At 39.2% G+C, this 263-nt stretch carries 1 pseudogene; it reads left to right on the top strand.

From position 1 onward, the window contains the following. Positions 1–68 precede the first annotated feature (68 nt). A pseudogene (locus H740_RS00685) lies at positions 69–263 on the top strand (hypothetical protein); the annotation flags it as partial.

Genomic DNA, 263 nt, shown 5'->3' with positions numbered 1-263 from the left:
TTTCACTCAAATTTAACCGCCCTTTGGCTACTATTTCGTAAATTTAGTCATTGGCAAAAGGATCAAATTTGCAAAGCTTTTTTAAATTTATATTCACACTCGCAGCCTTTGCCGCTATCCTCTTTTATCTTTCGTTTTTGGGAGTTAAATTTGATAAATTTGGCTCAAGCCGAGTGCCGACGGGTTTTACCGTCACTACCGATACTAAGATAGACCCAAACTCCGAGCTAGCTAAATACGTAACGCAAGAGGAGATAGACGAT

It is taken from the genome of Campylobacter showae CC57C (genome assembly GCF_000344295.2).
GTDB lineage: Bacteria > Campylobacterota > Campylobacteria > Campylobacterales > Campylobacteraceae > Campylobacter_A > Campylobacter_A showae_B.
The sequence above is the reverse complement of the archived record's forward strand: the minus strand, read 5'-3'. Positions and strand labels throughout refer to the sequence as shown.